The organism is Ruegeria sp. SCSIO 43209, from assembly GCF_019904295.1.
Classification (GTDB): domain Bacteria; phylum Pseudomonadota; class Alphaproteobacteria; order Rhodobacterales; family Rhodobacteraceae; genus Ruegeria.
Genome location: NZ_CP065359.1, coordinates 1772304 through 1796767 on the forward strand (window position 1 = coordinate 1772304; position 24464 = coordinate 1796767).

Here is a 24464-nt window from a genome sequence, read left to right on the forward strand (position 1 = left end):
GGTGCGTCAATCAGTTGCTGGCCGTGCGATAATTGTGCTTGTAGAAGATATGCACGCCAATACGCGCCGTTTCTTTATAGACGCGGGACCAGGACGGGCGCACTGCCTTGGTGTGATAGTGCGTGGCACCTGCGGTCATCTCTTCAGCTACACCATCGATTGCGGCACGGGCGACTTTCGAAACGCGATCATAAGCGCGTTTTTCGTTGATAATCTCTTTCTGCCCGTCACAGGTGTAGGTGAACTGGCACTGATATTTCTTGCCCGTTCCTTGCTTTATCACACCGCACAGTGAATCCGGAAAGCGACCGCTTTCAACACGGTTCAGGATAACCTCGGCCACTGCAAATTGACCGCGTACGCTTTCACCGCGAGCCTCGAAATACAGCGCTTCGGCAAGACAACGGAAATTTTCATCTCCGGTCGCCTTTGGCTGCTGGTCCAGCCAGGCTTTGGTGTAGGAGATTTCGACTTTTTCCGGCGCCTTACGCGGCTTAAACAGTTTCAGGTAATCGCGGAAGCTTTGTGCTGGCAACTCGTTACGTGTGACCAACTCAACAGATTTTGTATCGCCTTGCCTATCGGCAAAGGACAAACTCGGTAGCAAGGCTGCGGCCCCCACGGCAACAGCCACTATGTAGCGTCTCATCAGATAACCTCGCACAGGCACAAACGCGCCATACCCTCCCCCGGCGGGCGCGTCGAGGCTAATACCCCAGACGAAGCGAGACGTCCAGTTCTGAAAAAAATGCAAGAGAAAAACCGCTCACGCCGCCAATTATTATCGACAGCGGAACGTTTCCTACGCCACTATTTCTAGGTAGGAGACAGTTAGTCAACCCCCAAGTTTGGACGAAATCGCCAGTTGAGCGGCAGACAGCCGAGCGACAGGAACCCGGAAAGGGGAACAGGACACATAGTCGAATCCAAGTGACCGGCAGATTGCGATTGATTCGGGGTTACCACCATGTTCGCCACAGACAGAAAGCGTAACGTCTGGTTGGGCTTGACGCCCGCGCTCGGCCCCCAGCTTCAGCAATTCACCTACCCCATCTGCATCCAGAACGTGAAATGGATCTTCGCCAAACACTCCTTGGCGGACATATGCCGACATGAAGCGCCCAGCGTCATCGCGCGACAATCCGTAGGTCATCTGGGTCAGGTCGTTTGTTCCAAAGCTTAGGAAAGCGGAATGTGGCGCAATCTCATTCGCGCGCAGACAGGCCCGAGGCGTTTCCACCATCACTCCCAATCGATAGTCGAACTCCTGCCCCTGCTCCGAGGCAACCTCGGCCGCTACAGTATCGATGCGTGTTTTGACCAGTTCAACCTCGCGCTTGGCCGAGACCAGCGGGATCATGACCTCGGGCACGACAGGGGCACCTTCTTTACTGGCCTCAACCGTCGCCTCGAAGATCGCGCGCGCCTGCATGTCGTAGATTTCCGGCACGGTGACACCCAGACGAACCCCGCGCAATCCCAGCATCGGATTGTACTCGCTCATCGCCTCGACCCGACGTTCGACATCCGAGATCGGCAAATCCAGCGCCTCAGCCAGCTCGCGCTGACCAGTGCGCGTAGTGGGCAGAAACTCGTGCAAGGGCGGATCGAACAGGCGGATGCAGACCGGCTGCCCCTCCATAATCCGGAACAACTGCACAAAATCCTGCCGTTGCATCGGCAGCAACCGTTCCAGCACAGCGGCACGTCCAGACGGGGTCTGCGCAAAGATCATTTCGCGCATTACGGTCAAACGACCGGGATCGAAGAACATGTGTTCCGTTCGGCACAACCCGATCCCTTCTGCTTTGAAGTTTCGTGCAGTTTGCGCGTCAGCGGGTGTATCGGCGTTGGCGCGGATGGCGATGTCCCGCTCGGCATCGGCCCAGCTCATCAGTGTCTGAAAGCAATCATCCAGCGCCGCTTCAAGCATCTCGGGTTGTCCGGCCAATACCTGACCAGAAGTCCCATCGATGGTCAGAATATCGCCTGTCTTGAACACACGCCCATCCGGTGCGCTTAGCAGCTTTTTCTTGGTCTGAAACCGCATTTCGGACGCGCCGACAATACACGGCAGACCCAGACCACGGCCAATCACCGCCGCATGGCTGGTGATCCCGCCCTTTTCGGTCAAAACAGCTACTGCGGCATGCATTCCGCGCACATCTTCTGGCGAGGTTTCTCGGCGCACAAGAATACAGGGCTCCCCCCGCGCTGCGCTGGCCTGCGCTTCGGCAGCCGTAAAGACAATTCGACCGGTCGCTGCACCGGGGCTGGCCGCGATGGCTGTGGTCAGCACATCGCGCTCGGCCTCGGGGTGGACTTGCCGGTGCAGAAGTTCGTTCAGCGAATGCGGGTCGATCCGCATCACAGCCTCTTGCGGCGGAATGATCCCGTCTTCGGCCAGGCGCACCGCGATCCGCATCCCGGCCCGCGACCCGCGCGGAACCCGCACGCCGTCCAGAATATGCACCTTGCCGTTCTGCACCACGAATTCGACCTGCATCTCTTCGCGCAACTTCTCACGCATAAGCGCGGCGTGGGCCTTGAGGTCGGCAAACGCCTCGGGAGCTACATCTTCCAGCGCCTGCCCCCGTTCATCCTTTTCCAGATACAGCGCAGCGACACCTTCCCCCAGCGCGTCGCGCCCTTGACTCTGGCTGAGATAGCGGCCCGTGATCTGCGGCATGCCCGTCGCAGGGTCAATCAGTTGCAAAACGCCCGAACCGCACTCGCCCTGGCCGACACCCGGGATCATCTCTTGGATCACCAGCCCCAAACCTGCATCCGCCGGCGCGCCCTTGGCCTGCCGCAGCAGCCGGGCCGACGTGCCATCCCAGGCACGCGCCATCGAGCGCAGAACACCAATTAGTTGCTCTCCTCGATCTTGCGGAAAGGCCTCGTCGGTTTCATCTTCATACGCCCGTAGGGACAAGCTCAGCCCTTCGCGCCCATCCGCATCGATGGTATCGAATACGTCAGGGTCCAGACGGGCAATATGGAGCGCATAGCTCTGCACAAACCGCAGATATAGCGCCGCCGCCGCATCCGCCCCCATTTCCGCAGACCGATCCAGATATCGGGCATCGTTCATGCCGATATTCAGCACCGCCCCCGGTCCACCCCAGTCAGGATCTTCTGAACTGGGCCGTACACACAGCAATGACTCGGCGTCGAACTGTTCCAGAATGGCTGCGATGTCGGGAATGTCGCCCTTGGCAATTCGCTGCACCGCGTCAAAAGAAAGCGCCACGGTCCGCGGCACCGGCATGTCCAGCCGGACCAGTCTTTGCAGGCACTTTGCCCGGCCACCATGGGTATTGGCGGCAACGGGCGCTTTTGGAGTGATAAGCGTGGTATGCGGATTATTCTGCACTGCGGCACCTTTTGGTTTCACCGCAGCATAAGCCCCTGCGCCCTTGGCGCAAGGGCGTTATCCCTCAATACGGGTCAGATCAGCAACGCTAGAGCAGACCTTACGGATCTGGCTCAGCAGGTTCAGACGGTTGCGGCGCAGAATGTCATTATCGGTATTGACCTGCACGTCCTCAAAGAACGCATCCACCGGCCCGCGCAGTTCGGCCATTGCCGCCATCGCTGTCGGGAAATCCTCGGCCTTCAGCGCGGGATCGATCTTGGCCTCTGCCGCGTCAAGCGCTGCAAACAGTGCCTTTTCGCTGTCAGTTTCAGCAAACTTCACATCCGCGCCGTAAGAGTATTCGACTCCATCCTTCTCTTCCGCCTGAGACAGGATGTTGTTCGCACGCTTGAACCCCTGCACGAGGTTCTCTCCATCCTCGGTCGCAATCACCGCATTCAGAGCGCGGGCGCGTTTGACCAGCAGGTTGAGGTCGTCATTCCCCTCCATCGCGATACAAGCGTCGATGACATCATGGCGGATGCCTTCGTCTCGGAGGAAGACTTTGAGGCGGTCGTGGAAGAAAGAAAGAAGATCGTCAGACGCGTCAGGAACCTTTTTCTCAAGCTCAAGAAATGCTGTTGCGGGCGATCCTTCAAGCTTTTCTTTGACAGTCTGGAATGAAGCACCAAAGACACCATGTTTTGCGATTTCTTCCAGGAGATCGCGGACATTCGCTTCGGGCAAAGCCTCATTGATAGCGCGTTCTGATCGAACCAGTTGACTATCGAAAAAACGGTCCAACCGAAGACGCAGATCATTATTCACGATTAGTCGAATTACCCCTAACGCCGCACGACGCAAAGCAAACGGATCTTTCGAACCCGTGGGTTTCTCATCTATCGCCCAGAACCCGGTCAGCGTGTCCAACTTGTCGGCTAGCGCCACTGTCACAGACAACGGTGCGGTCGGAACATCATCCGACGGCCCCAACGGCGAGTAATGCTCCTGAGCCACAGCAGCCACGGCAGCGTCTTCGCCCGCCGCATCGACGTAATATCGCCCCATAAGCCCTTGAAGTTCAGGGAATTCATAGACCATTTCGGAGTTCAGATCAGCCTTGGCCAAACGCGCGGCTTTCTCGGCCTGATCCGCATCCGCCCCGACCACCGGGGCCAGTTCTCGGGCCAGCGCGGCAATGCGGTCGATGCGTTCCGCCTGAGTGCCCAGCTTGTTGTGGAAAGTCACATTCTCCAACGCGCGGGTCCATTGGGCGATGTCCGACTTGGCAACGCGCAGGTCGTTCTCCCAGAAGAATTTCGCATCGGCCAGACGGGCCGACAAAACCTTCTGGTTCCCCGCCAAAATGGTCGCGCCGTTATCGGCGGTCTCGCGATTGGCGACGGTAATGAAGCGCTCGATCCGCCCCGTCTTGGGGTTCTTCACAGAAAAGAACTTCTGATGCTCTTTCATCGAGGTCTGCAGTACCTCGGGCGGCAGCTCAAGAAACTCCTCGTCGATCTGCCCCATCAGCACAACGGGCCATTCGACCAGACCGGCAACTTCTGCCAGCAGACCCTTGTCGTCGACGACTTCCAGACCTGCGGCGAAGGCCATGTTCTGGGCATCGTTCCAGATATGTTCGGCGCGCTCTTCGGGCGACAGCACCACGAAGGCGCGTTTCAGCTTGGCGGCATAATCCTCGAACGAGGTCACCGTAAACCGGTTCGGGGCCATAAAACGATGGCCCTCAGTCGTATCACCGGACGTGATCCCTTCGATCGCAAGCGGCACGACCTGCGCACCTGCTTCATCGGTCAGGATGCACAGGATCGAGTGCAAGGGCCGTACCCACCGCATCGATCCAGCCCCCCAGCGCATGGATTTGGGCCAGGGGAAGTTTCGAATGGTAGCTTCTAAGACCTCGGCGATGATTTCAGCTGCTGGACGACCCGCCTTTTCAATGGTGGCGAAATACACTGCGCCTTTGGGCGTGTCGCGCTCTTCCAACTGGTCTCGGGTCAGTCCCGCGCCGCGTAGAAAGCCTTCGATGGCTTTGTCAGGCGCGCCGACCTTTGGGCCTTTGCGTTCTTCGTGGATTGTCGGGCTTTCCGCCAGCAGGCCTTCAACCGCCAGCGTCAGGCGACGCGGCGTCGTCAGTGCAGCGGCAGAGGCATAGGTCAGACCGCCTTCGACCAGACCATCGGTGATCCGCTTTTTCAGGTCTTCACCGGCGCGGGTCTGCATGCGCGCGGGGATTTCCTCGGAAAACAGTTCGATCAGCAGGTCGGGCATTTTCGGTCCTTAGAAATTGACAATCGTCTGAATGACGATGGCATTGGCGATGTCCACAAAGAATGCGGATACAAGGGGCAGTACGATAAAGGCAATAGGCGACGGGCCATATCGCTTGGTTACGGCGGTCATATTTGCGATAGCTGTGGGGGTAGCACCCAGAGCGAACCCCCCGAACCCGGCGGCCAGAACGGCGGCGCGGTAATTCGATCCCATCAACGGAAACAGAACCCAGATCACGAACACCACGGCAAAGAGGGTCTGGGCGGTCATGATTATTGCTATCGCAAGGCCCAGTTCGGCAATGGTCCACAGTTGCAGGCTCATCAGCGACATCGCCAGAAATGCACCAAGCGCGAATTCCGAGATCAGCGCCAGCGAGGGCGTGCGTGAGACCGGCTTGGCATTCGGCGCGAACATGGCGCGGAGATTGGCAATCACGATCCCCATGATAAGGCAGGGCACAAACAACGGCAGTTTCAGCCCTGCGGCGCTGATTGCTTCGCTCAGGATCGCGCCTGAAATGATCGCGAGGTTGAGGTACAGCAGCACCCGCATGATTGTCAGATGATCAATCTCGGATTTCTGGTCGACCTCATTGGGCAAACCCACCGTATGCTCTTCCCCGGGTCGTTCGGGGCTGAGCTTGCGTCCTTCGATCAGCAGCCGCGCAATCGGCCCCCCGACCAAAGCGGCCAGCACGAGACCCAATGTGGCCACGGCCACCCCCAACTCGGTTGCGCCACTCAAACCGGTGGCGCCCGCAACTTCGGGGGCCCAGGCGATCGCAGTTCCGTGCCCCCCGATCAGCGCAGCAGACCCGAACAGCACCCCGGCTTGCGCCGGATAACCGAACATCGCGGCCCCCACTGCGCCGATCACGTTTTGCGCAACGATGGTCAGAAGCGTCAAAATCAGAAGCAAAAGCAAAGGCTTGCCGCCCGCGATCAAATCGGACAGACGGGCATTTAGACCAATCCCGGCAAAGAACAGAACCAATAGAAAGTCTCGTGCGGTCAAGCCAAAGGATAGCTCAATGCCGAAACCAAGATACAGCGCCAATACCACGAGCGAGGCCAGAAGGCCCCCGGTTACCGGCTCGGGGATGTTGAAGCTGCGCAATTGTGCGACACGGGCGTTGATCTCTGCCCCCAGCAGATAGACCGCAAAGCCCAGCGTTGCTGTCAGGAACTCCGGTATCTCAACGACCATCTGCATCAGCCCTCGGGCCTGGGTGGGCACTCCTCGCCCACAACCGTGCCGTCATAGGCCTTTTCACCGCAATTGTTCAGCGCATGCCAGACGTAGCCTTTGCCATCCTGTGTAATGGTAACGATCCGGTCGACACCATAATGGATGTTCTTGGTGCCCAAGAAAGCCTGTGCTTGACCCGATTTCAATACGTCGGCCAGCGCAACTGCGTCGTAGCAATCAAACCACCCTGGCGCGGTCAATGGCTCGGGGTTCTCGACAGGGATAAAATCCACCATTTGATCCGGCCTCAACTCGGTTTCGAAACAGGCCCGATACCGGATCGGAGAGCTGTCGGCGTCAATGGCCTTAAACCCAGTATAGGCGATGGCTTCGGGCGCTTCCGCCCCTTGCGCCAGCAGGACCACATCCTGGCCCGGGCGCGGTTCTACCTCATAATAGAACCCATAAACCTGCAGGTAATACATGCCAGCACCGGCCAGAACGCCAGAAATCAGAAGGATTAGCGCAACCAATTTTCCAGTCATCGTTTACGCCACCTCTTTCAAGTTCATAGAAAATAAGACAGGTTCCCAAGCAGTACGGTCAGAAACGAGGCTACTCGCATGGAAACCACTCTTGCCGTCGGATTCTTTGGCGCGCTTTTTGCAATCATGAATCCGATTACCAACTTGCCTGTGTTCCTGAGTGTTACGCAAGACCTGCCCGTTTCGGATCAACGCAAAGTGGCTGTGAAGACTGCGCTTTATTGCACGATCCTCGGTGGCGCCTTCGCTGCGATCGGCAGTCAAGCGCTTGGGCTCTTTGGCATCAGCGTCGATGACCTGCGCGTCGCCGGTGGCCTTGTTGTACTGATGATCGGCCTGAACATGCTGAACGGGAACGAGAGCAGCTCGCATCACGGAACCGACGGAGAAAAGAAATCCTATCCCGCGCCCGAGACCGTTGCGTTCTATCCCTTGGCTTTTCCCATTCTGGTCGGCCCCGGAACAATCACAACACTGATCCTTTATGCGCACCACATCAAAACCCCGGTCGAAACCGTTGTCTATGCAGGTGTATTTCTGTTCGTGGTGGCCTTGCTTTTGATCACGTTCTGGAACGCATCGGCGTTGGCTAAGCGGCTGTCGGACAATGCCCGAGTGATAATGAGCCGCTTCATGGGCATGATCCTTGCGGCTATCGCAATCAGCATGATCGCAGACGGCCTGAAGGCGTTGTTGCCCGGACTGGCCTAGGCGCTGCATCAAGCTTCGAACCCGGCAGCCTCGGTCTGCACGAACGCATCTGCGCATTGCTTGGCCAATGCGCGAACGCGGCCGATATAGGCCTGTCTTTCGGTAACCGAAATCACCCCGCGGGCGTCCAGCAAGTTGAAGATGTGGCTGGCCTTGATGCACTGATCATATGCGGGATGCGCCATGATGATGCGCTTGCCCGTCTTCGGGTCGTCATGTTCCTGCGCCAGAATGGTCGCGCATTCGGTTTCAGCCTCTTCGAAATGGCGCAGCAGGACCTCGGTATTAGCAATATCGAAGTTCCAGCGGGCGTATTCCTCTTCGGTCTGCTTGAAGATGTCGCCATAGGTCAGCGGGCTGGGCGACTGAGGATCGTTGAAGGGCATGTCCATCACATGGTCGATGCCCAGCACATACATGGCCAGACGTTCCAGACCATAGGTCAGCTCACCGGAAACCGGCGCACAGTCATGGCCGCCGACCTGCTGGAAATAGGTGAACTGGCTGACTTCCATGCCGTCACACCAGACCTCCCATCCCAGACCCCACGCACCCAGAGTGGGGCTTTCCCAGTCATCCTCGACAAAGCGGATGTCGTGCAGATCCATGTCGATGCCGATGGCCTCAAGGCTGCCCAGATACAGCTCTTGCAGATCCGGCGGGCTGGGTTTGATCAGCACCTGGTATTGATAGTAATGCTGCAACCGGTTCGGGTTTTCGCCATAACGTCCGTCTGTCGGGCGACGCGAGGGCTGAACGTAGGCCGCTGACCAAGCCTTGGACCCCAAAGCGCGCAACGTGGTTGCCGGATGGAACGTACCTGCGCCGACCTCCATGTCATAGGGCTGTAGGATCGCACAACCTTTCGACGCCCAATAGGACTGAAGCCTTAGGATAATCTCTTGAAATGAACGTGGTGCGCTATTGGGTTCGGTCATGACTATTCCCTTGGACGCCCAAGCGCCCGGTTCCGGTGGGTTCGGCCCTTCCTATGCAAGGCATCCAAGGGCGTCAACGGGCCAATCGGCCACTCTGTCGCTGAGCGGCCACACACAGAATTCCCCGTATTCCGGGCATGGCAATCGGACCGCGATTCCGCGTAATCTGCGCCAAAGTGAAAACACTGCAGAACACGGGCAGACAATGACACGCGTATTTACGGTTATTACATTCTTTATCCTCTTCGGCCTGCGCGCCGCTTTTGCCCAGCAAGATGCGGGCGTCTTTGTTCAGATCGAGGCGCAGCCGTCGCTGCGCGAGGCGCAGGAACGGGCGCAGGTTTATGCGAACGCGCTGCCCGATGTGAACGGGTTTCGGCTGAATTCCGGCTGGTATGCCATTGTTATCGGGCCCTATTTACGCGACGACGCCGAACAGGTGCTGCGCGTTTACCGGGCCGAGCGTCAGATCCCATCGGACAGTTTCATCGCATTCTCCAGCGCGCTGGGGCAACAGTTCTGGCCCATCGGTGCCAACATCCTGAACCGCGGCGTCGTCACCGCCCCGATCCAGCCCGAGCCGCAACCAGAGCAGCCCTTGGCCGGTCTTACCCTGCAGGACGCAGATGAAACCCGTTCGCAGGCTCTGCAGGGCGAACGCCTTTTGACCGCGCAAGAGCGCAGAGACCTGCAAACTGCGTTGCAGGCAGCCGGGTTCTACAATTCAACAATTGACGGAGCCTTTGGTCAGGGCACCCGCCGCTCGATGGGCGATTGGCAACGTTCCAACGGGTTCGACGCGACTGGCGTTCTGACCACGCTGCAGCGCAAAACCCTGATGGATGACTACAACGCTCCACTGATCAGCGTCGGGATGGCACGCTATTCCGACCCGCAAGCCGGGATCGAACTGGACATGCCAATAGGCGTCTTGGGCTTTGACCGTTACGAGGCACCCTTTGCCCATTTCAACCCCACTTCTGATCTGGACGCCAAGGCGCTGCTGATCTCGCAGGAAGGCTCTGCCGCAACCCTGCGGGCGCTCTATCAAGTGATGCAGTCGCTTGAAATCGTTCCTCTGGACGGTGAGCGCAGCCTGCGCGGCAACAGCTTCACGATTGAAGGACGCGGAAATGGCATGGCCTCGTTCACGCAAGCAGCTCTGAAAGACGGCAAGATCAAAGGTTTCACGCTGGTCTGGCCTGCCGGGGATGAGGCTCGCCGTGCCCGAGTTCTGGCCGCGATGCGCGCAAGCTTTGCCACGACCGATGCCGTACTGGATGCCGGTGCCGGAGCGGATGCCGACCAGCGCATCGATTTGATGTCTGGACTGCAAATCCGCAAACCGCGGCTATCGCGATCGGGCTTCTTCGCCGACGCTGGTGGTACGGTTCTGACGGTCACCGAGGCCGCTGAAAGCTGCACCCGCATCACGCTGGACGGTGACCAAGAGGTTCAGCTGGCTTGGCAGGATGCCGATCTTGGTGTCGCTGTGCTGCGTCCTAGCAAGACCCTAGCCCCGATCAGTGTTGCCGAGTTCCGCGCGGGCGTTCCGCGTATTCAGTCTCAGGTCGCTGTTTCGGGCTTTTCTTACGAAGGCGCATTGGGTGCCCCTACTCTGACCTTTGGCGAAATCGCTGATATCCGCGGCCTGAATGGAGAAGATGGCGTCAAACGCCTTGCACTGTCCGCCCAGCCCGGCGACGCGGGAGGACCTGTCTTTGACGATAGCGGCAGCGTTGTTGGCATGTTGCTACCTGCCCCTTCCGATGGGCGTACCCTGCCCGACTCGGTCAGCCTTGCGGCGAATGTGGCACGTCTGACCGAAGTTCTGACCAAGGCGGGCATCTCAGGTCAGCCCGCGCAAGGCTCAGCCCAGATTTCACCCAACGAACTGAGCCGCAGAGCCAACGGAATGACCGTTCTGGTGCACTGCTGGGACTGAACAATCAGGTTCAGGGAAAAGGCGCTGCACGAAGGTGCACGCCTTTTTTCATAGGTTTACAGGATATCCGGTGTGACCCATATCAATGTGGGAACCTCGGCCTGAAAGGCGGCGCGCACTGCGGCCTGCATCTCATCCAGCGTCTTCGGTGCAGCTGACAGCGCCCCGAACGCCTCGGCCAGTTTGCAGAAATCCGGGTTTCGCGCGATCACCGCATTGGGCGCGATCTGTCCGCGCACCATGCTCTCTTCAATCTCTTTGAGTTTACCATTGTCCCACAGAATGATGGGTAGCGGCAGGCCGAGTTCGACAGCAACCCCAAGCTCTTGCATTGTGTAGTGAAAACCATAGTCACCCGCGATGACCGCTGTGGGTTTGCCCCGCCGTGCTACTGCACCACCGATCCCGGCTGGCAGGGCGTAACCCAGCGTGCCAAATCCGGTCGGGTGGTGCCAATGATAAGGAAAGCCCATGTCCCAGACTTCTTTCGCGACATACGCGAATTGGGTCATGTCCGAATAAATCATCGTATCCAAGGGCATGGCCGCCCTGAGTGCATCGACCACGGGGACAATGCCCGGGCGCTCGGCATCTACCTCGGCCCGCCAGCGTGCGCGCGCCTCGCGCACCTCGTCCGCAGACCAACCAGCGGCTGGTTTTACCTGATCGGACACTGCCCACAGCGCATGCGCAAAACTCTCACCATCTGCCTGCAGTTTGACAGCCGCACGATTGTGGTCTGACAGCACTTGCGGGTCCAGATCAACACGCACCATAGTTGCGTTGTGGCCCAGATCATGGCGCCACAGATCAACCTCGCCCAATTCAGCACCGACAACAACGACAAGATCAGCCGAGGCAATTACTTTGGCGCTGCCCGGTCGTGGCAGCATCGATCCGAAATCCAGCGGATAATCGGACCCGGCCAGCCCGCGACCGGCATATGTCGTGAAGCACGCCGCCCCCAACTGGGTCAGGATCTGTCGCCAAAGGTTAGACCGGCACCCGCCGCCTAATATGAACAACGGCCGCTGCGCGATATTCAGCAGCGACAGAACCGGTGCCACATCCGGTGGAACAGTCTGGTTGCGCAAGGCAGGCTGGTTTGGAAAAGGTGCAGGCGCTGCCTCGGCCTCCAATTGCGCGATGGGTACCTGAATGTGTTTCGGTCGCGGGCGCGACAGCTCAAACTCTTCGAAGGCGCGCTCGATCAGACCATAGGCAGCCTTGGCATCGTTCGCCTGACAGGACCAGTCTGTAACTGTCTCGGCCGCAGCGCGTTGATCCTTCATCTGATGCAATTGGCCACGCAGTGCTTGTGTCTCTTCGAGACAAGAAGACAACACCAGCATCGGCACCGAATCCGAATAAGCCTGCCCCATCGGCGTCATTATGTTGCACAGGCCCGGTCCGGTGATCACATAGGCCACCCCCGGCTTGCCAGACGCGCGGGCAAATCCATCGGCCATGAAACCGGCCCCCTGCTCGTGTCGGGCCAGAACATGCGTGATCCCGGCCTCTTCGATACCGCGATACATCTCCTGATTATGCACGCCCGGTATGCCAAAGATCACGTCAACGCCACGATCCTTAAGCATGTGCGAGATCTGCGCCCCAAGGGGTCGTTTCATTAGCCTCTCCAGAATTGAACGGTAAAGATTGCGTAGACAGCCAGCAGTTCAAGGCGTCCGACCAGCATCCCAATCGTCAGCAGCCACTTGGCACCGTCATTCAGCCCCGCAAAGTTGCCTGCTGGCCCGATCTGTTCCCCCAGCCCCGGCCCCACATTAGCCAGTGCCGTCGCGGCCCCCGATACCGAGGTGATAAAGTCCAACCCAGTCAGGGCCAGCGCCCACGACAGAACCCCCATCGATAGTGCAAAGAACATGAAGAAACTCATGACCGAGGTCAGCACGTCGCGACTGATCGGTCGTCCATCATAGCGCGGCACGAACACACCATGCGGCGAACGAATTCGGCTGAGCTGGGTTTTAATCGACGCAAACAGCAATTGATAGCGGAACACCTTGATCGAACACGCGGTGGACCCCGCGCAACCGCCAATCAATCCGATCAGGAAGAACAACATGACCGGAAAACTGCCCCAGCCCATATAGTCGACACTCGCGTACCCGGTGCCCGAAATGATCGATGTGATGTTGAACAGCGACTCGCGGAACGCCTGCTCCCAATGGTGCGGAAAGACCGAAGTCAGGAAGATCGACATAATCACAACCAGAACCACGATGGTTGCCAGAAACGCCCGAATCTGGCTGTCTTTCCACAACGAGCTTGTGTGACCATTGGCCAATTGCACATACCGCACAAATGGCAGCGCCGCGAGGATCATGAAGATGGCAGCGGCATATTCCAGAGGTCCCGAAAACCGGGCGAAAGAGCTGTCATAGTTTGAAAACCCGCCCGTAGCGATTGTGGTCATGGCATGCACGACGGCGTCAAAAAAGCTCATGCCGAAACCGGCATAGACCAATGCGCAGACCACCGTCAGAAATACGTAGATCAAGGAAATCTGCCCGGCGATCTCTTGCGCACGGGGCAGAATTTTTCCCATGGTTTCAAACCCTTCCGAGCGGAAGATCTGCATCCCACCAACGCGCAGCTCGGGTAGGAACACCATCGCCACGACGATGATTCCGATGCCCCCCAACCATTGCAAAACGCCCCGCCAGAGCAACAAGCCCTGTGGCAGTTCGTCTAGCCCCGAGATCACGGTTGAACCTGTGGTGGTCAGCCCCGACATCGCCTCGAAATAGGCATCGACGAAACGCAGTTCAGTTTCGCCGAACAGAAACGGAATTGCGCCAAAAACCGGCAACGCCACCCAGACACCCGAGGTCAGCAAGAATGTCTGACGGATGGTCAGACCTTCGCCCACCCCGTTGGAACAGCTCATCGCAAGAACACTGCCGGTCAGCAGTGTGATGACCGCGCTTTCAAAGAAAACATGCCACTCGCCCCGCCCCTCGATCATGTCGACAAGCATAGGCAGCAGCATGGTCGCCCCTAGAATGGCGACCAGCAGGCCAATCACATATCCGACCGGGCGAAGATCCATCATGACGGGCAGCGTTGGCGCGCCAGCCCGACGGTGTCAAGCAGATGATCCGTGTTAACGGTCGGATTTTATCTCAACGCCCGGCATCGCGGGTGGCTTCGACGGGGCGCGTGCACGACGCGGTGCCGGTTTGGCCTGCTCAGCCGACGCAGCTGCGGGTTTCTTCGTCGCAGGTTTTGCAGCGGCAGGTTTCGGAGCCGCTGTGGCCAGAGGCGCAGCTTTTGCCGGGGCGGGCTTAGCTGCCGCAGGTGCCTTGGGCGCCGCTTTTACCGTGTTTGCTGATGCTTTCGGCGCTGCGGCTGCCGGTTGTGCCTTGGCTTGTGCGGAAGATTTAAACTCCGCAACCGGCTTGGCCGCCGTTGATACTGGCTTGGCCGCTTTCGAGGCGGATTTCGCAGATACTTTGGCCTTCGCCGGTGCTGCTTTCACAGCCGTTTTGGCGGCCGGGGCCGCCTTGGGTGCAGCGGCCGCAACCTTAGGAGCCGCCGTTTTCGGCGCTGGTGCCGCCACAGGCTTAGCCGCCGCCTTCGGCTTTGGTGCTGCTTTGGGTTTCGGCGCGGCTTTAGGCTTTGCTGCAACCTTGGCTTTTGCAGCCGGTCTTGCTGGCTTTCGCGTTGCTGGGGTCGCCGCTTTGCGGGCAACCGGTGCGGGTGCCTCGGCTGTCTTCAATCCGTGCAGAGGTGTCATCGGCAGATCAAACGCCGCGCGGGTCATGATCTGCATGATCTCAATCTGACTGGCCATTGCGTAACCGGCCATCCGGATGGCCGCTGCCTGAAACTCAAGCGGTTGAGTAATCGGATTCATTGCATGTCTCTCCTGATAAAACCGAGGCAGCGGGTAGATGAGTAAAGGACCCCGCCCGCCCCAATCGTCCGGGCGGATTTGCAGGTTGGCGGTCCAAGGCGTTGCACGTCCCGGTTTCCTTTCGGGCTGCGCGACCCGGTTTTTACGGATGCGCAGCAGCTGCACTCGGGGACAATCTAGCGCAATTCAGGGTGCAGATGCAGCAATTCCTGCTGCATTGCGGCAAAAAAGCGCCCATGCAGGATTTTTGACTGTTTTTCCAGCAGCTTCCGCAGGGTCAATCAGCCCACATGAAACAGCGTCGTGAACAAACGCGGGTCCAGGCTCGCGGATTCGAAGGTTGGACCTTCGGTCAGAATCGAGACCGCATCATGGCTGTGCAGGCTTTCCTGATGGCTGGCGATCACACGGAAATCGCCGACATGATGATCGGCCTGCAGCTCGGCGCAGAACAGACGCGCGGCATCTTCCACGAATATGGGATTGGCCGCGTTCAGTTCGGCAAAGGCCTGTTCATCTTCGCGCTTGACCATCACCTGAGTTTCGGTTGGCACCGCGCGGCGGCACAGCGCGATCAGATCTTCGAACCACAGGCAATCGGCGTTGCAATCGATAACCACCGAAATCCGCGCCACCGAGCGCTGGGAATGCGGCGTCGCCAACTGCCCGCGGGTTGCGCGCGCGTGTTCGCTCAGTTCCAATGAACAGGGGCAAGTGGACGAATAGACATAGTCCAGATGCATAATCTTCAGACGTTCCCCGCCTTGATCAACCAGTTCCAGCGCGATGTCGTAATACTGATATCCGGACAAGCCCGAACGCAGGCTCTCAATCCGATCGGGATAGGAAAACCGCATCTGTATGCGCGCATCCAAACTATCCAGATCAGTCAGATAGTCGTTCAGCGCTGCCTCCATCACCTCAAAACTAAAGGTGCGCTCGGCGTGCTTGTAGAAGGACCGCATGATCCGAGACATGTTGATGCCCTTCTTCTCGGCCTCAAGGCTGACAGACCCGGTGACCGAGGTCTCAAGTGTCAGCTCGGCACCGCTTTTGCGATGGAACCGGATCGGCAGACGGAAATTCGAGATGCCGACATGCTGGATCTGCTGCATCGAACCCCGGATCAGGCTGGACGGACCGTTTTGCAGATCCGGCAATGTGGCCTTGTAGGCTGCATCCGCCTCGAACCCTTGGGGATATTCGCGCGAGAGGGCTGGATAGTTTGACGGCAACAGCCCCGGGACAAGCTGCGCAATGGCCGGGTCCAGTTGACTGATCTCGGCCGCCGAGGCTGATTTCGCCCATTCGCGCAGCACCTTGAGCGCCGCTGCGGCCTGATCGTGATCGGGTGTCTCGTTGATGTCGCGCGGATGAATGTTCATTGGCACGGATCCCTTGCTAGGCCGACGGTTATATACCACCGAGGTTTAATTACCAGTCCTGAACGATACGCGCGGAATAGCAGTCCGGATCGAAATTCGAGGCAAGAAATCGTCATTTTACAACCAAATGCGCCGGATCAGGCGGATCACATCCGCCTGATGGTGCATTCCCGGCGCAACACTAGCCCTGAGATACGTCTAGCGCGCGCTGGATATCCGCCAGCAAATCACCGGCATCCTCAAGCCCAACCGAAAGGCGGATCAGGCCCGGCGTGATACCCAACTCATCGCGTTGTTCGTCACTCAGACGCTGGTGCGTTGTGGTGGCCGGGTGCGTTGCGATCGACTTGGCATCGCCTAAATTATTCGAGATCACAGGGATCGTCAGCGCATTCAGGAACGCAAACGCTGCCGCTTTGCCGCCCTTGATGTCCAGCGATAGAACCGTACCGCCCTTGCCGCCCAGCTGCTCTTGCACCAACGCGTTTTGCGCATGGGTTCTCAGCCCGGGATACAGAGTCCGCTCCAGTGCAGAATGCCCTTCTAAAGCTTCTGCGATCGTTTGCGCGCTATCGGCTTGCGCGTTTACGCGCAGGGCCATGGTTTCAAGACCTTTGACCATGATCCAAGCGCTGAACGGGCTAAGCGCACCGCCGGTGTGCTTCATGTAAGGCTCGACCGTGCCACGGATGAATTCCTTGGTGCCGATGATCACGCCGCCCAGCGCCCGGCCCTGCCCGTCGATATGCTTGGTCGCCGAATAGACCACCACGTCGGCTCCCTGTTCGATCGCGCGCGAGAACACGGGTGTCGAGAACACGTTGTCCACGATTACAACCGCACCCACCGCATGGGCCAGCTTCGACACGGACGTGATGTCGATCACTTCAAGCGTCGGGTTCGACATGGATTCAAAAAACACTGCCTTGGTGTCAGGCCGGATCGCGGCCTCCCACGCGTCCAGATCGGTGCCGTCTACAAAGGTCACCTCAACGCCATAACGCGTCAGGATGTTTTCGAGGATATACAGACAGGACCCAAAAAGCGCCTTGGCTGAAACCACATGGTCGCCCGCCTGCAGCATCGAAGTCAGCGCACCGTTCACAGCGGCCATACCTGAAGCGGTGGCAAACGCATCCTCGCCGCCTTCCAAAGCTGCGATACGCTGCTCGAACATCGACACGGTGGGGTTGCCGTAGCGGGCATAGATGAACTCATCCGGGCCGCTTTCGATAAACCGGGCCTCGGCCTGCTCGGCGTTATCGTAGACAAACCCCTGCGTCAGAAAGATCGACTCAGAAACCTCATTGTACTGACTGCGACGGATGCCGCCATGGACGGCTTGGGTGCGTTTGTTCCAGCTCTCGCTCATCTCATTCCTTTCAGCCCCGCATTGGAGGCAAACAAAAAACCCCAGACGCGGCCAAGCGAAAGGGGTCTTTCATCCTGACCTTTTAGCGGTGTTGTTTAACGTGGCCCGCAATCCGGTAACAAATCGCCACATGAATGAAGATGCGTTTACGCCCCGCCCCGGAACACGTCAAGCCCGACTGATCACCGGTCACGCTTTCGTAACACGGCCGTGCGCGCTCTTGCCGTTTGTGCAGAAAGCTTCATGATCGCCCAAACTCAAGGAGGCCCCATGATTGAACTCTATTTCTGGCCCACGCCCAACGGCTGGAAAGTGTCCATCGCTCTGGAAGAGATGGAGCTGCCCTACAAAACCCACCTGATCAACATCGGCAAGGGCGACCAGTTCGATCCCGAGTTTCTAAAGATCTCGCCTAACAACCGTATGCCCGCCATCGTCGACCCGGACGGCCCTGACGGCGCGCCTGTTTCGGTCTTCGAAAGCGGCGCGATCCTGATGTACCTCGCCCGCAAGACCGGGCGGTTCTACGGCAATACCGAACGTGACAGGATCGCAGTCGAGGAATGGCTGATGTGGCAAATGGGCGGCGTAGGCCCGATGGCCGGCCAAGCGCATCACTTCCTTAAATACGCCCCACATCTGGACCCGCCACAAGACCATCCCTATCCGAAAGACCGCTATCGCAGTGAGGTCGGGCGTCTCTACGGCGTGCTCGACCGCAGGTTGGCCGAAAACGAATACGTCGCGGGCGATTTTTACTCCATTGCCGATATGTCGATCTGGGGCTGGGCGAGCCTGTGGGAAGGCCAACAACAAGTGCTGGAGGATAAACCGCATTTTACCCGCTGGCTGGACATGATGAGCGCTCGTCCTGCGGTAATAGCAGGCCGCGCGTTGCACGCAGACCTGCGCGGAGATCATCGGGATCAGAAATCACAGGGCGTTTTGTTTAAACGGTAAGCAGTGGGTATGTTTGGATCGTAAGTCATGTTTTCTGGATGCTAGAATCAGGAGTGACTTTTGACTGCGATAGTACAATCGGCTTCTAAATCTGTTCCGCCCGAGACACTCGCCGATCTTCTTTGGAGCACAGATCCAAAACTAAACGGCTACATGTTTGGTAAAATGGATGTCTTGCACAAGATCATCGGAACGGAATGGCCTGCGCAACAGGGTTTGTATTCATACAAAAATGCCTTTACGGCCATGCAACACGACAAGGTTGCGGGTCTCCTTATTGGGCATACAGACGAAGAGTATTCTGCGAATTTCGATTTTTCCGTGGATAATCAGGCTAATGCTCTTGGCGAAGATGAAGCGCTTCATCTAAAATCTGCCTTGCATTGGATGGATCGGTTGTTTCCTGCCCCGCGTCAAAACTCCTACTACATTCTCGAATTCGCCGTGAGTCCAGATATGCATGGCACTGGTATTGCCGGCCAACTCTTTGAAGTAGCAACAAAACGAGCTTTGGCGGGCGAGTGCAATCAGATATGCCTTGACGTAGCCGCCAACAATGAAGCCGTTAGTTTTTATGAGCATATTGGATTTAACGTCGAAATTGAAACGCGCGTGCCCGTATTGGACAACGAATATGGAATAGGTGTGCACCTGCACATGGTCCACGAGATCGATCAAAGCCTCTGACATCGGCTCAGGCTCAATTACAATATTGTTGATAAGAACATTCATACGCGACCGTTCAAGTCGCAATTCCCTCTAGAAACACTTAACTCGCTTCACTAAGGAAGAATTCGACAACCGAAAAAGGAAGACGCACGCAATGGCAAAGATCACCTATGTCGAGCATGGCGGTACCGAACATACAGTCGAGGTCGCCAACGGACTGACAGTCATGGAAGGGGCCCGTGACAACAACATTCCCGGCATCGAGGCCGATTGCGGCGGTGCCTGCGCCTGCTCGACCTGCCACGTCTATATTCATCCTGACTGGGTCGAGAGAATCCCCGCCAAGGACGACATGGAAGAAGACATGCTTGACTTCGCCTATGAACCCGACCCGGCCCGCTCGCGCCTGACCTGCCAGATCAAGGTCACCGACGCGCTGGATGGTCTGGTTGTGCAGATGCCCGAAAAGCAGATCTGATGCACTCTGATGCGCCGCGTCAGCCCAACCGCCTTTGGCACCGTCGGGCGCGTGGCGCTGTTCTGATGGTTTGCATTTGGCTAACGGGGAATATGCCCGCAGCCAGCGGCGAAACCAAAGTATTTGCTCGCTTCACGGAACCAACAACACGCTACGCCCATGGGGTGCTTGGCGACGCCATCGAATACGGTGCTTTGGAAATCGGCGTCGGTACAAGTCTTTCCTCGGCGGTGCGGCGAAAAGTCGATAGCTCCAAACGCTCGACCGTTACAATACGTCTGCCTGAAGACCGCGTATTCGAAGATCTTGCCCCACGCCTGGCCGATATCGATCAGGACGGGTTGCCCGAAGTCATCGTTGTAGAGACCCAGCAGCATACGGGTGCTCAACTGGCGATCTATGACGTCAATGGTCAAAAAATCGCCGCCACCCCCCATATCGGCAAGCGCAACCGCTGGCTCGCCCCCATCGGTGCCGCCGATCTGGATGGTGATGGACATGTCGAGATCGCCTATGTCGACCGCCCACACCTTGCGAAAACTCTGCGCATCTGGCGTTACAAAGACGGTGAACTCATTGAAATCGCGACAATCCCTGGCCTTACCAATCACAGGATCGGAGAAGATTTTATTTCAGGCGGTCTGCGCCAATGCGAAACGCACCCAGAGCTGATCCTCGCCAGCGCCGACTGGTCGCGGATCATAGGCGTCTCGTACAGCAAAGGCTGGCGACAAAAAGACCTCGGACCACTCAACAGTCTCACAGATCTGGCCAACGCACTAAAGTGCTGATCCGATCTTCATCTGGCCATAAATACCTCGGGGAGCGCGAGGGGCTGGCCCCTCGCCCCGAAATCATCAAGCCGGGCGCAGCCCGACCGCTAACCTACAGCGCGCGCCAGCCGATGTCGCGACGGAAGAACCCTTCAGGCCAATCAACACCTTCAACCATGCCATACGCCCGGTCGCGTGCGTCTTTCAGCGTTTCCCCACGCGCAGTCACATTCAGAACGCGGCCACCCGCGGCCTGAACCTTGCCTTCAGCCGCTTTTGTCCCCGCGTGGAATACCATGTTGCTACTATCCTCGGCCAGATCGCCCAGGCCGTTGATCACAGTGCCTTTTTCATAAGAACCAGGATACCCCTTTGCCGCCATCACGACCGTGATGGCGTGATCGTCGGCCCAGTTCACCCGCGTCTCAGCCAAGCGACCCTCGGCCGCCGCGTGCATCAGGTCCATGGCCTGAGCGCCAAGGCGCATCATCAGTACCTGACATTCGGGATCTCCGAACCGCACGTTGTACTCCACCAACCTGGGCTGACCATCCTTGATCATCAAACCGGCGTAGAGCACACCCTGAAACGGTGTCCCGCGCCGCTTCATCTCGGCCACCGTCGGGTGCACGATCTGATCCATCGCAAGGGCCTCGATCTCGGCGCTTAGCACCGGGGCCGGAGAATAGGCGCCCATCCCGCCAGTGTTCAGCCCTGTATCGCCCTCGCCAACGCGTTTGTGGTCCTGTGCGGTGCCAATCGACAGGATATCCTCTCCGTCACAGAGCACGAACAGAGACGCCTCCTCGCCCTCCATGAACTCCTCGATCACCACTTCGGCCCCCGCGCCACCAAAGGCTCCGCCGAACATGTCGTCAATCGCGTCCAGGGCGGTTTGCTCGTCCATCGCAACGATCACGCCCTTCCCGGCAGCCAGCCCATCGGCCTTGACCACGATCGGGGTCCCCTGCGCACGGATGTATTCCTTGGCGGGCTCAGCCTCGGTGAACCGGGCATAAGCCGCCGTCGGCGCGCCGGATGCGTCACAGATTTCCTTGGTGAAACTTTTTGAGGCCTCCAGCCGCGCCGCTTCTGCCGAGGGCCCGAAAACCAACACACCCGCTTCCCGCAGCCGGTCAGCAACCCCTGCGGCCAAAGGCGCTTCGGGGCCAACGATCACGAAATCAATCGCGTTTTCCTCGGCAAAGTTGACCACAGCACCGCCATCCTCGATATCCAACGCCGCGCACTCTGCGATCTGGGCGATCCCGGCATTCCCCGGCGCCACAATCAGGCGATCACATTTGGGGTTTTGCATCACCGCCCAAGCCAGACTGTGCTCGCGTCCACCGCTGCCGAGAATGAGGATATTCATGAAACGCTCCGATCTGCTTGGCCTTGCCTGCGCGGCGTTCTAAGCTGCGCAGAGATTTGACACAAGGCGCTGAAATGTCCGACCTGCTAGATGACCCGATTCCGGGTCAGAACACCCCTGAATACACTGTCTCGGACATCTCGGGCGAGGTGAAGCGCACGCTCGAGGGAACCTTTGGCCGAATCCGTGTGCGTGGAGAAGTGGGCCGCGTGTTCAAGGCCCGCTCGGGCCATCTGTATTACGACATAAAGGACGACCGGAACGTGCTGGCCTGCACAACTTGGAAAGGGCAGATTTCTGGTCTTTCAGTTGTTCCCGAAGAAGGCCTCGAGGTTGTCGTCACCGGGCGCCTGACAGCTTTTGGAGCCCAGTCGAAATACAACCTGAATGTCGATGAAGTCGCCGTCGCCGGGCAAGGCGCGCTGATGGCATTGCTGGAAAAGCGCAAAAAGCAGCTCGAATCCGAAGGCTTGTTTGCGGCTGAACGCAAGAAACCCCTGCCCTACTTGCCGCAGATCATCGGCGTTGTCACTTCGCCCTCCGGTGCGGTGATCCGAGACATCTTGCATCGGCTGCGTGATCGGTTCCCGCGCAAAGTACTGATCTGGCCCGTCGCGGTTCAGGGGGCAAACTGTGCCCCCGAAGTGACCCGCGCCATCGAAGGCTTCAATCAACTCACACCGGGCGGGGCCCTCCCGCGACCCGACCTGATTATCGTCGCGCGCGGCGGTGGGTCCATAGAAGACCTCTGGGGCTTCAACGAAGAAAGCGTCGCGCGCGCGACTGCAGCCTCAGAAATCCCGCTGATCTCGGCCGTCGGGCACGAGACGGACACCACCCTGATCGACTATGTCTCGGACCGCCGCGCGCCTACGCCAACCGCCGCTGCCGAACTTGCCGTACCGGTCCGCATGGAACTGCTGGCTTGGACCAACGAACAAGGGGCCCGCCTGTCGCGCGCCTCCACGGATGCCGTGCAACGCCGCAGCCAGCGTCTGCGCGACCTGTCCCGAGCCCTGCCCCGCCCCGATACACTGCTGGAAAGCCCGCGCCAAAGGCTCGACCAAATCTCGGAACGCCTGCCCAACGCGCTGATCCGGGGTGTTCAGAACCGCCGCGTCAAACTGCTGGACAGTGCGGCGCGTCTGCGCCCCTCGACCCTGCGCAGCTTTGTCGAAACCCGCCGCGATCGCTGGCGCAACCTGTCCTCACGCCTGTCACTGCGCCCGATCCAGCGCGAGCTGGAAACACGGCGCGACGCTCTGAATCGCCTATCCGAACGCCTGAACACCGGGCAATCCACGCGATTGGACCGCCTGCGCCAGCAGATGGACGCCACCGACCGCCTACGTGAAACGCTGAGCTACAAGGCGACGCTCGGACGTGGCTACGCCGTCGTGCGCGCCGAAGGAGAGGTCATCACAACCAAAGCTCAAGCCTCCGGTCACGCTGTTCTTGAGATCGAATTCGCTGACGGTCGCCTCAGGACCGGGGCTGCGGGCAAGGCGCCACCCAAGAAATCCAAACAGGCACCTCCTGATCAGGGATCGTTGTTCTGACCGATGTTGACGATCTGGGGCCGTAAAACATCCTCGAACGTTCAGGCCCTAATGTGGTGCGTGGGTGAGCTTGGCCTAGAATACCAGCGTCACGATCTTGGCCATCGCTTCGGCGGGCTGGACACTGCAGCGTTTCGGGCACTGAACCCAAACAAAACCATCCCCGTCCTGCAAGATGGCGACAACCCACCGCTTTGGGAAACCGGCGCCATCCTGCGATATCTGGCCACCCAATATGGCGAACAGGCATTCTGGCCTTCAGATCCTACCCGGCGCGCCACGATCGACAAATGGGCCGAATGGGCGAAACTCAACGTGGCGATGGCGTTTACCGTTCCGGTGTTCTGGCAAATTGTGCGAACACCCGTTGAACAGCAGGACCAAACAGCGATCCATCGGGCCGTCAGCGATTTGGAAATCAAACTGGCAATCGCAGACAAGGAGCTGGACCAAAACACGTTCCTTGCGGGTGAGCATTTTACACTGGCGGATATACAGTTCGGCCACGTCCTTTACCGCTACTACGATATCGACATCGTCCGCGCACCGTTACCGCATCTGCGTCGATACTATGAACGGCTAACCGAAAGGCCCGCGTTTCAACATCACGTCATGCTGGACTATGAAGACCTGCGACCATTTCAGACCCCGACATCCGGTCCGTAGCACAACATCTCTTCGCCAATATCCTCGGCCTCGTACAACTCGGTCGCTGTCGGATCGCCCTCGAATTGTGCGATCAAACCGCCCCCGGATTGCCAGAAAACCCAGCATTGCGGCGCCAGTTGATCCTCATAGATGAAACAGATCTGATCTTCCTGCTCGTACCAAACTCCGTTCATGCAATTGCCATCCAGAAATGACCAGATGACTCGGCGGTCTGGCAGATACCGTTCAACCCCGTAGGCCTGCCCATCGAACCCGTAATACAAGGTCTTCCCACGCGTATACGCATCGAATTCAGGCCCTGTCAGAGGCGACTGTGCCGCAACGGGCTGAGCGAAAAGGGTCAGCAGAATCATGC

The 24464-nt window shown here is 58.5% G+C and carries 21 protein-coding genes and 1 riboswitch; of the genes, 8 read left to right on the top strand and 13 right to left on the bottom strand.

The window, feature by feature from the left end; translation table 11 throughout:
• Positions 1 to 10 precede the first annotated feature (10 nt).
• From I5192_RS08890 to I5192_RS08910, 5 genes are all read right to left on the bottom strand, one after another.
• On the bottom strand, positions 11 to 649 hold the full coding sequence (locus I5192_RS08890) for a cell wall hydrolase (RefSeq protein WP_170393504.1): 639 nt from the start codon (positions 647 to 649) through the stop codon (positions 11 to 13).
• A gap of 186 nt (positions 650 to 835) precedes the next feature.
• Positions 836 to 3397, bottom strand: a complete 2562-nt coding sequence (locus I5192_RS08895; protein WP_170645854.1) for a putative PEP-binding protein — start codon at positions 3395 to 3397, stop codon at positions 836 to 838.
• Between the two features lie 36 nt (positions 3398 to 3433).
• Complete coding sequence (gene glyS, locus I5192_RS08900) at positions 3434 to 5653, bottom strand: glycine--tRNA ligase subunit beta (RefSeq protein ID WP_223118219.1); 2220 nt, start codon at positions 5651 to 5653, stop codon at positions 3434 to 3436.
• Between the two features lie 9 nt (positions 5654 to 5662).
• Positions 5663 to 6871, bottom strand: a complete 1209-nt coding sequence (gene gltS, locus I5192_RS08905; protein WP_223118284.1) for a sodium/glutamate symporter — start codon at positions 6869 to 6871, stop codon at positions 5663 to 5665.
• A complete protein-coding gene (locus tag I5192_RS08910) occupies positions 6871 to 7392 on the bottom strand; it encodes a DUF6446 family protein (RefSeq protein ID WP_170563334.1) in 522 nt (173 codons plus the stop codon). The genes gltS and I5192_RS08910 overlap by 1 nt, the downstream gene beginning before the upstream one ends.
• Positions 7393 to 7470: 78 nt before the next feature.
• Here I5192_RS08910 and I5192_RS08915 point away from each other — a divergent pair, with 78 nt between their 5' ends.
• Entirely contained in the window at positions 7471 to 8103 is a 633-nt protein-coding gene (locus I5192_RS08915; protein ID WP_223118220.1) for a MarC family protein, read from the top strand.
• A gap of 8 nt (positions 8104 to 8111) precedes the next feature.
• On the opposite strand, the gene I5192_RS08920 is transcribed toward I5192_RS08915, so the two are convergent.
• The gene (locus I5192_RS08920) at positions 8112 to 9041 is read right to left on the bottom strand and encodes a glycine--tRNA ligase subunit alpha (RefSeq protein ID WP_170511026.1); all 930 of its coding nucleotides are present in this window, start codon (positions 9039 to 9041) and stop codon (positions 8112 to 8114) included.
• A 205-nt stretch (positions 9042 to 9246) separates the two neighbouring features.
• On the opposite strand from I5192_RS08920, the gene I5192_RS08925 reads away from it, so the two are divergent.
• Positions 9247 to 10986, top strand: coding sequence for a serine protease (locus I5192_RS08925; protein WP_223118285.1), 1740 nt, complete (start codon positions 9247 to 9249; stop codon positions 10984 to 10986).
• A gap of 56 nt (positions 10987 to 11042) precedes the next feature.
• On the opposite strand, the gene I5192_RS08930 is transcribed toward I5192_RS08925, so the two are convergent.
• From I5192_RS08930 to metZ, 5 genes are all read right to left on the bottom strand, one after another.
• Positions 11043 to 12617 carry a thiamine pyrophosphate-binding protein gene (locus I5192_RS08930; RefSeq protein WP_223118221.1) on the bottom strand — a complete coding sequence of 525 codons (1575 nt, stop codon included), beginning with the start codon at positions 12615 to 12617 and terminating at the stop codon, positions 11043 to 11045.
• A complete protein-coding gene (locus tag I5192_RS08935) occupies positions 12617 to 14065 on the bottom strand; it encodes a TrkH family potassium uptake protein (RefSeq protein ID WP_170393516.1) in 1449 nt (482 codons plus the stop codon). Before I5192_RS08935 ends, I5192_RS08930 begins: the two co-directional genes overlap by 1 nt.
• Before the next feature lie 51 nt (positions 14066 to 14116).
• Entirely contained in the window at positions 14117 to 14869 is a 753-nt protein-coding gene (locus I5192_RS08940; RefSeq protein WP_223118222.1) for a hypothetical protein, read from the bottom strand.
• 281 nt (positions 14870 to 15150) lie between these two features.
• The gene (folE2, locus tag I5192_RS08945; protein WP_170511035.1) at positions 15151 to 16254 is read right to left on the bottom strand and encodes a GTP cyclohydrolase FolE2; all 1104 of its coding nucleotides are present in this window, start codon (positions 16252 to 16254) and stop codon (positions 15151 to 15153) included.
• Positions 16255 to 16435: 181 nt separating this feature from the next.
• Complete coding sequence (gene metZ / locus I5192_RS08950) at positions 16436 to 17626, bottom strand: O-succinylhomoserine sulfhydrylase (RefSeq protein ID WP_223118223.1); 1191 nt, start codon at positions 17624 to 17626, stop codon at positions 16436 to 16438.
• Between the two features lie 62 nt (positions 17627 to 17688).
• A riboswitch (SAM riboswitch) is annotated at positions 17689 to 17766 on the bottom strand.
• Between the two features lie 130 nt (positions 17767 to 17896).
• Here metZ and I5192_RS08955 point away from each other — a divergent pair.
• The 4 genes from I5192_RS08955 (at position 17897) to I5192_RS08970 (ending at position 20524) form a co-directional block, all read left to right on the top strand.
• Positions 17897 to 18586: a glutathione S-transferase N-terminal domain-containing protein gene (locus tag I5192_RS08955; protein ID WP_223118225.1), complete on the top strand. Its 690-nt coding sequence runs from the start codon at positions 17897 to 17899 to the stop codon at positions 18584 to 18586.
• 60 nt (positions 18587 to 18646) lie between these two features.
• Complete coding sequence (locus I5192_RS08960) at positions 18647 to 19273, top strand: N-acetyltransferase (protein WP_223118226.1); 627 nt, start codon at positions 18647 to 18649, stop codon at positions 19271 to 19273.
• Positions 19274 to 19409: 136 nt separating this feature from the next.
• Complete coding sequence (locus tag I5192_RS08965) at positions 19410 to 19733, top strand: 2Fe-2S iron-sulfur cluster-binding protein (protein ID WP_170393530.1); 324 nt, start codon at positions 19410 to 19412, stop codon at positions 19731 to 19733.
• Positions 19733 to 20524, top strand: coding sequence for a VCBS repeat-containing protein (locus I5192_RS08970; protein ID WP_223118227.1), 792 nt, complete (start codon positions 19733 to 19735; stop codon positions 20522 to 20524). Before I5192_RS08965 ends, I5192_RS08970 begins: the two co-directional genes overlap by 1 nt.
• A gap of 94 nt (positions 20525 to 20618) precedes the next feature.
• On the opposite strand, the gene purD is transcribed toward I5192_RS08970, so the two are convergent.
• Positions 20619 to 21881 (bottom strand): phosphoribosylamine--glycine ligase, encoded by a 1263-nt coding sequence (gene purD, locus I5192_RS08975; RefSeq protein ID WP_223118228.1) that lies wholly within the window; start codon positions 21879 to 21881, stop codon positions 20619 to 20621.
• Positions 21882 to 21955: 74 nt separating this feature from the next.
• On the opposite strand from purD, the gene xseA reads away from it, so the two are divergent.
• Positions 21956 to 23440: an exodeoxyribonuclease VII large subunit gene (xseA, locus tag I5192_RS08980; RefSeq protein WP_170393536.1), complete on the top strand. Its 1485-nt coding sequence runs from the start codon at positions 21956 to 21958 to the stop codon at positions 23438 to 23440.
• A 3-nt stretch (positions 23441 to 23443) separates the two neighbouring features.
• Positions 23444 to 24106: a glutathione S-transferase family protein gene (locus I5192_RS08985; protein WP_223118229.1), complete on the top strand. Its 663-nt coding sequence runs from the start codon at positions 23444 to 23446 to the stop codon at positions 24104 to 24106.
• Here I5192_RS08985 and I5192_RS08990 read toward each other — a convergent pair.
• Positions 24082 to 24462 carry a hypothetical protein gene (locus I5192_RS08990; protein ID WP_255612129.1) on the bottom strand — a complete coding sequence of 127 codons (381 nt, stop codon included), beginning with the start codon at positions 24460 to 24462 and terminating at the stop codon, positions 24082 to 24084. The genes I5192_RS08985 and I5192_RS08990 overlap by 25 nt on opposite strands.
• Positions 24463 to 24464: the final 2 nt, after the last annotated feature.